Annotated in this window: 4 protein-coding genes and 1 pseudogene; all 5 read right to left on the bottom strand. The window is 31.9% G+C overall.

Features of this window, described 5'->3' with window-relative positions; genetic code table 11:
- On the bottom strand, positions 1 to 2,488 hold a 2,488-nt coding region (locus H6F47_RS28260; protein ID WP_190651658.1), incomplete at its 3' end, for a formylglycine-generating enzyme family protein.
- Positions 2,481 to 3,566, bottom strand: a complete 1,086-nt coding sequence (locus H6F47_RS26140) for a MoxR family ATPase (protein ID WP_190651660.1) — start codon at positions 3,564 to 3,566, stop codon at positions 2,481 to 2,483. The genes H6F47_RS26140 and H6F47_RS28260, both read right to left, overlap by 8 nt.
- A gap of 8 nt (positions 3,567 to 3,574) precedes the next feature.
- Entirely contained in the window at positions 3,575 to 6,082 is a 2,508-nt protein-coding gene (locus H6F47_RS26145) for a CHAT domain-containing protein (RefSeq protein WP_190651662.1), read from the bottom strand.
- A 103-nt stretch (positions 6,083 to 6,185) separates the two neighbouring features.
- On the bottom strand, positions 6,186 to 6,590 hold the full coding sequence (locus H6F47_RS26150; protein ID WP_190651664.1) for a trypco2 family protein: 405 nt from the start codon (positions 6,588 to 6,590) through the stop codon (positions 6,186 to 6,188).
- Positions 6,591 to 6,789: 199 nt separating this feature from the next.
- Positions 6,790 to 7,010: pseudogene (locus tag H6F47_RS26155) on the bottom strand (Uma2 family endonuclease); the annotation flags it as partial.

The raw sequence follows: 7,010 nt of genomic DNA on the forward strand, positions 1-7,010 counted from the left end.
TACCATGCCAGTCATCCTCGCACCATTCCCACACATTCCCGTGCATATCATATAACCCAAAGTTATTCGCTACTTTAAAATATCCTACTGGTGTTGTTTGTCTTCTATATTCCCCTTCTACTCCATCTCCATACACATCTTTACCATTATAATTTGCTAGTTCTGCTGTGATCGTTTTCCCAAAATGAAACGTTGTGGTTGTTCCTGCTCGACAAGCATATTCCCATTCTGCTTCTGTCGGTAGGCGATACTCAAATCCTGTTTTTTTACTTAATCTGTTACAAAATTCTTTGGCTTCTGACCAGGATACATTTTCTACTGGTCTTTCCCATCTCTCTATTCCTTGGTAATCTTTTTGGAAATGTGATGGGTCTGGGTTTAATTTTTTGTCTATTTTTTTCCATCCTGCTACTACGCGCCATTGCTTTTGGGTGATGGGATATTTGCCCATGAAAAATCTTGGTACTGTTACTTGATGTTGTGGTGATTCATCATTAAATCTTCCTTCTTCATCCTCTGGTGAACCCATGAGGAATTTTCCTCCTGGTATTTCCATTAATTCTAAATTTACCCCTTTAGCCAGTTTTTCAATTACACCTACAGCTTGTTTTTCTTGACGGTTGACTACCCAGTTAATTTGTTTTGATTTCCGTTCTAAAGTTGCCACCACAAACGTAAAAGTAGTCTGTTTAATAATTTCAATAGTAGCTACTTCAAATTCACAAGTTTTTAATTCTGGTTCTGGAGGAGGAGGTGGTGGTGGTGTAGTTATTTTTCGAGGAATATATTTATCAACAGCATCAGCAAATTCGGCATATTCACCACCAATATTTTTAAAGACATCTACAGCAATATGAGCAAAGGGGAGAAGTTTAGCTTGAGTGTCTTTATTTTGATGAAAATTAGCTATCAATGCTGTAAAACTGTTAACTGATAAACCAATTCTTTCACCAATATATGCAGAAATAGCATCTAAAACATTTTCTGTTTCATTAATTGCCATTGCATTGTTCAGTACCTTCCTCACCCCAGGAATAAAATCATAAACTCGCTCTTTTCTTTGGTGATTTTCTGGTGTGACATCTTGCAGCAAACCACCCATATAAAATTCTGCCACATGAACCGATTTAGCTGCCTTTAAACAGGTTTTTATCACCAGATTCACCACAGCCATATCCACTGGTAAAGCTGCCATCATTCCTGCTAATCTTTGCGCTATGGGTGATGCAGTAGCTAGGAAATTTTTAACAATTTTTTGCGCTTTTTCTGTTTCACTCAACTCTTGATCATTTAAAGCCTCTTTCTTTGTATCAGAGAGGTTTGAAGATAGATTTTCTCGTAAATATTCTAAATCAAATAAATAAGTAGAAATTCTACCATTACCAAAACCAGCAACCACTTTTGACCAAAGGTTTAATATTGCTGGTTCTAAATTCAAAACTGGTATAACTAAATTTTCACGCCAATTAACAGATATCCAAAATGGTAAATTTTCTAAAATTAATTTTTGATTTACTACACCGGGTTTAGATGATTTAGCAAATATTTTTCGTCCTAATGATAATTGGGTACTATCCCATAAATTTTCTGGGAAAAATTGTAAAATAGCAGTAGGTTGAGATATTGATAAATCTTTCAAACATTGATAAAATATGTGGTTTTTCCACAAAGGAGAAACACAATCACTCACAATTAAAACTAACCCTCGTTTATCAGGATGAATTAATTCTTTATATTGATGTTGACGTTGTGATAATTTACCTCCTTTGTAGCGACGGCAAAGATTTAATTTATTATTATTATTAACAATAGGATTATTTTCTGTAGGAATAATCCAACAACGAATATTCCTAAAAGCACCTTGTTTTTCTAATATTTGTTCTAATTCATCTATTAAACCCTGCCAAATAAAAGATGATTTAGAATCTTCTACCACTAATTCTAAATCTAGCCATCTTTCCGGCGCTGGTTTAGTAACAGGAGTCCAAATATTACGCTCAATAATTCTATTAACAGTTGCTTCTTCATCTAAAATAAATCTACTTCTAGCAGCTAATTTGCGCTTAAATGGACGCAACGAACGACCAATTTCTAAACTATTATCAATAGCTGGTGCAGCAGCAACAGGAAAGGGAAAACCTGATGTTTGCGGTGTTGTTACTGATTTTTCATCTTGTCCTCTTTTCTGTTCTTTATCTCCATTTTTTGGAGGTACGTAAACATCTAAAACTTGTGTTTTTGAATCATTTAGTTTATTTTTATTTAGTTTATTTTTATTCTGATCATCAGGTAATCTTTCTATTCGTCTAAATTCTATAGTATTTTCTGGATTTGTAGATCTTTGTTCCTCTACATCTCCCATTTGTAAAGCCAACCAAATCATATCAGCAATGTCATCATCATCCAATGCTAAATGATCTGGTAATTTTAATTTATCTAATCGGTTAATTAGATTTTTAATCGTGGTATAATCGGAAGAATTATTCATCTTCTGGTACTGCTCCCAAATCTTCTAATAATCTATTTATTAAGTCATCGTCACTAGAAATACCATCACGACCTTTGACAACCATGAAAATAGCATTTAATAATTGGTCTGTTGCTAAAGTCTTTTCATCTTGATTTTCTAAAAACTTGGTAATTAATGTGTCTACTTCTGGTTTATCAGTAGTTTTTGTACTTGTTTCTTTTTTATATTCTTCATTAAAATGAGCATTCACTATTTTTGCTAAATCATCCTTGTTGGGTTTTTTCATTGTTAACCGCAAACAACGACGTAAAAATGGCGCAGGAAAATCTCTTTCACCGTTACTTGTTAAAATCACAAATGGGAAATTTGTACAGGTAACTACACCATTTTCAATTTCTGTTTTGATATCTTTTTTAGTTATTTCTTCTGTGTCATCACTGTAAGCTGTTCGCACATTAACTTTTGCTACTTTTTCTTTAATTCTTTCCAATTCAGGAATTTCAAATCTTCCTTCTTCAAAAATACCTAATAAGTCATTAGGTAAATCAATATCACTTTTATCAATTTCGTCAATTAATAATACACGGGGTCTATCAGATGGTAAAAAAGCCGTTCCTAGTGGTCCAAGAGTAATATATTTTTCAATAATTTTTAGTTGTTCTTTTTTTACTTCATCTGATAATTCTGACCAGTTTTGTTGATTTTGTTGTTGAGCTTCTTGCAGTCGAGAAATAGCATCATAACTGTAAAGTCCATCTTTTAAAGTCGTGCGAGTTGTAATTGGCCAATAAAGCACTTCACCTAAGTTTAATTCCCTAGCGACAGCATAAGCAAGAGATGATTTTCCTGTTCCTGGTTTACCAGTGACTAATAATGGTCTTCTTAAATAAAGTGCAGCATTGACCATTTTAATTTCTTCAGGTCGCACTTGGAAGGTTTCACCCCTGCGTTTACGTCTATTTTCCCCTGGTTTACTATCTTCCCCAAAAGGCCGCCAACTGGGTGGGGGTGGAAATTTTTCTGAGTTAACAATATCCTCATGGGGTTCAGTATTGTTGCCTTTAAATATGTACCAGTTTGTGTTATTTGTGTTCATATTTTAAATTACTTAATAGGTGGTAATAAATAATAATCATCCCACAGAAATGACAAATGACGACCTATATGATCATTATTCTTACGTTGTTCTTTCACTTTTTTAGATAATGTGTTTAAACAAGGCGATTGACATATTATATCTAATATATTGTTGTAATTATCAATTTCTTCTCTGACCCATATAGCCAGAGGAATGCTTGTATTGTACAAAACATCCATAACTTTTTCTATTTTATCATATACAACTGCAAAATTTAATCTTATTGCTAGTTGTTGATTTAATAAATCAATTAATTGATCTCGATTATCTGAATATTCCAATGAGGTGAAATTAATACTTTGTTTATTTTTTATTATTGTTTGTAATTTTCTACAATTGTCTCTCCATTTAATTTTAATCTCTTTTGTTTGTATATTTACGGGTTTTCTAGTTCGTTCTAAGAACCTAATATTTACTTCATAATGCGCTCCGATAGACACATCATCTCCTTGTCTGTTAATTGAATAAGAATCTATAGGAGCAATGAATTTATAGGGTAAAAAGAATTGTATTTTCTTAACTATACCAACTTCATCTCTAACTTTAAACAATAAATCATCTATTACTTGTGGTAAATCAACCGCTAAATTATTGAAACCTTGAATCTCATATTTACCGTCTCTAGTTATTTCTTCCCATCTATTGTTGTACTGAGAATTGCTATTATATTGAAAATCGCTATGATCTTGAAGATAACAATATTGATAATATTGATTAATATTTTCAATCAACCATGCTTTGATAATTAAATGATAATTATTTCCTTCTTCGATAGCAACTAATAAACAAGGATCATATCTTTCTTGTGCGTTGATTGTAATATTTATTTTTCCCTGAACAATATTGATTAAATCAGCATGATTTGTGACACTTCTCATCCATTCATCCAATTTTTGATATATTTCTGAAGATGTATCTTGAATATTTAATGTTAACCAACCAATAAAATAATCTAACAATGAAAAGTTGTTGCTTTTATAATTATCTAATTTTTTGATATTGTTAATCGCTGTATTTAACTCTAGATCTTTAATAGATTTAATTGGATCATCATTACTAGGAATATGAATATCACGAAGTGATAATGAGAATTGATAAGCTTCAGTAAATAATTCTTGATTGGAGTGCCAATTGGATTTAAACAAATCAAGTAATTCTTCTTTTCTTTGCTTTCTATTATTTAATATTGCATATAAATATGCTTTTTCCTCAAACTCAAATAAGTACCCATCTTTATCCCCATCATGTCGCAAGAAAAGTACAAGACGATACCATTCATAATCTTTAAACTTCATCTCATTGGTTGCTAATCTTACTGCTTCCAATAAAGAAGATTTACCATTACTTAAAATTCGATAAAACTGCTCGATAAAACCTTTCAGACTATTCTCACTAATACTAAATGGTGTGGCTACGACTGCGGGAACTTTTTGTAATAAATTTTGGGCAACTCCATTAAATACAGAATCACTTTGATCAGCGTATGCACCCTTACAAGCAGTAATAACTATTAAATGGGGTTTTGGATCACAAATATCAATTAAATGAGCAAATTTTTCTGCACTAATATAATCTGCATTTCCCTCTTTATCTGGAAATAACAAAAATCCTGTAGGGTTCTTTAAAGGACTGCCACAATGTTGACACTTAGTAACTCCTTTATTGAAAAAAATTTCATTTGTACCGCTTTTAGGACAATAAGGATTATCACATTGTCTCTTAAAAACGCCATGTCCATTAAAATGGATAATGTCAGGCATTTTATCTTTATTTCTCCTGTTTTCAGTTAAATAATTGCGTAAAGTTATATAAGTTGGTGTTTGTGATTCGTGCCAAGATAATAAACTAGCTTTCCCTTGATCTCTGAGTTGTTGGAGACTATTATTAATTAATGGTTCTTGATTTGTTAATCTTTGTAAATCACCATCCGCAGCTTGTGAAGAAATAGGTTGTGAAGAAATAATTAGAACCTTTAATTTATCAATCTTGCGTTTTCCAGATGGTAAAAAATTTGGATGCGCTATACTATAAGAAAAACTCAAACCCTTTTGTGCTAAAAAATTAGTACCATCATGTACTAAATGCCAGGGATATAATGATAAATTAGAATCGTTAATTGTTCTAAAATCATATTCAATATGAATATGTAAATTTGTTTGATTAAATGCTGGTTTAATATTTCCTGGAAATAATGCTTGATACAATTTTTGACCTATTGTTTCTCGTATTTTAGTATTATAAAAATTATCATCTTTTGGATCTAGTAAACCTTCTTTTTTCATCCATTCTCGATCATTATTTTGAGATGAATATTTGTTATCAATGGAATTGAGAGCATTTAACACAGTATAAATATGTGAATTTCCCCCATCATCAAAAAATGGTAATTGTGATCTTTCACTACCATAGCTCTCTGCTGATACGTTAAATTTTCGATTATCGATTAGTGTTAAAGTTAGTTTCAGGATTTCCATTTTATATATTGATAAATTTAAAATAAAATCTGTAATTCACCATTCATAATTTAAAATTTTGGTGGGTTACTTCACCACTAAAACACCCTACTTCTTTATTTATTTAAAATTCTTCATTTTCACCTTGTAATACTATTCTTGGCGTATTATCCCTAATTTTTTTCTGTTCTTCTGGTGGCAATGTTTTCATCAAGTTCTCATTCTCAATAGCAGGAGTTAAAGTAATTCTAATAGTATGAATATTTTCTTGATTGACTGTTCTACTAGCTTCTGCGCTACCTTTTGCTTCACCTAATTTTAAGAAATCAGCACCTAGAACGTTAATTTTTAGATCAACTTTAGCTTCACCTTGACCTTTAATTTCTATTTCTCTAGAAACCGCAACCTGTAGTTCTAGTTCAACACTTTCTACTATAAAAACCGGATTATCTTTATTTGTACTTGCTAACTCTTCTTTGACTTTACTAATTAATTCGCTTAAACCGATTTCATTTAATTTCTGTGACATACTCAGTACCCTGGAAATAACTGATTTATTTTATAACATGAAATCATACATCTTCGTGCAACAATTTGTAAAAAAAATTGAATTTCACAAAAATTTACCCCACCCTGGAAATTGACAGCATGGGGCGGGGTAAGGTATATTTGATGGTTGAGGTGAAAGCTGACTGCTGAAAGCTTACCTGAAAATTATACTTCCAGTTTTAAACTTCCGGTTCAACACCTAAAGCACGCAATTGGGCAATTAAACGCTCATTTTTTAGGCGTTCCTGTTCAGCCTTTTGGCGTTCCTGTTCCGCCCTTTGATATTCCTGTTCTGCTCGTTCTTCTCCACTTAACAACAAATTACCATCTAAATCCCACCAACGTAACCAAGGTAAATCTACATTTTGATATTCACTTTGCCAAATTCCTAACTCAACAC

Origin of the sequence: Sphaerospermopsis sp. FACHB-1094 (genome assembly GCF_014696195.1) — a bacterium.
Classification (GTDB): Bacteria; Cyanobacteriota; Cyanobacteriia; order Cyanobacteriales; family Nostocaceae; genus Sphaerospermopsis; species Sphaerospermopsis kisseleviana.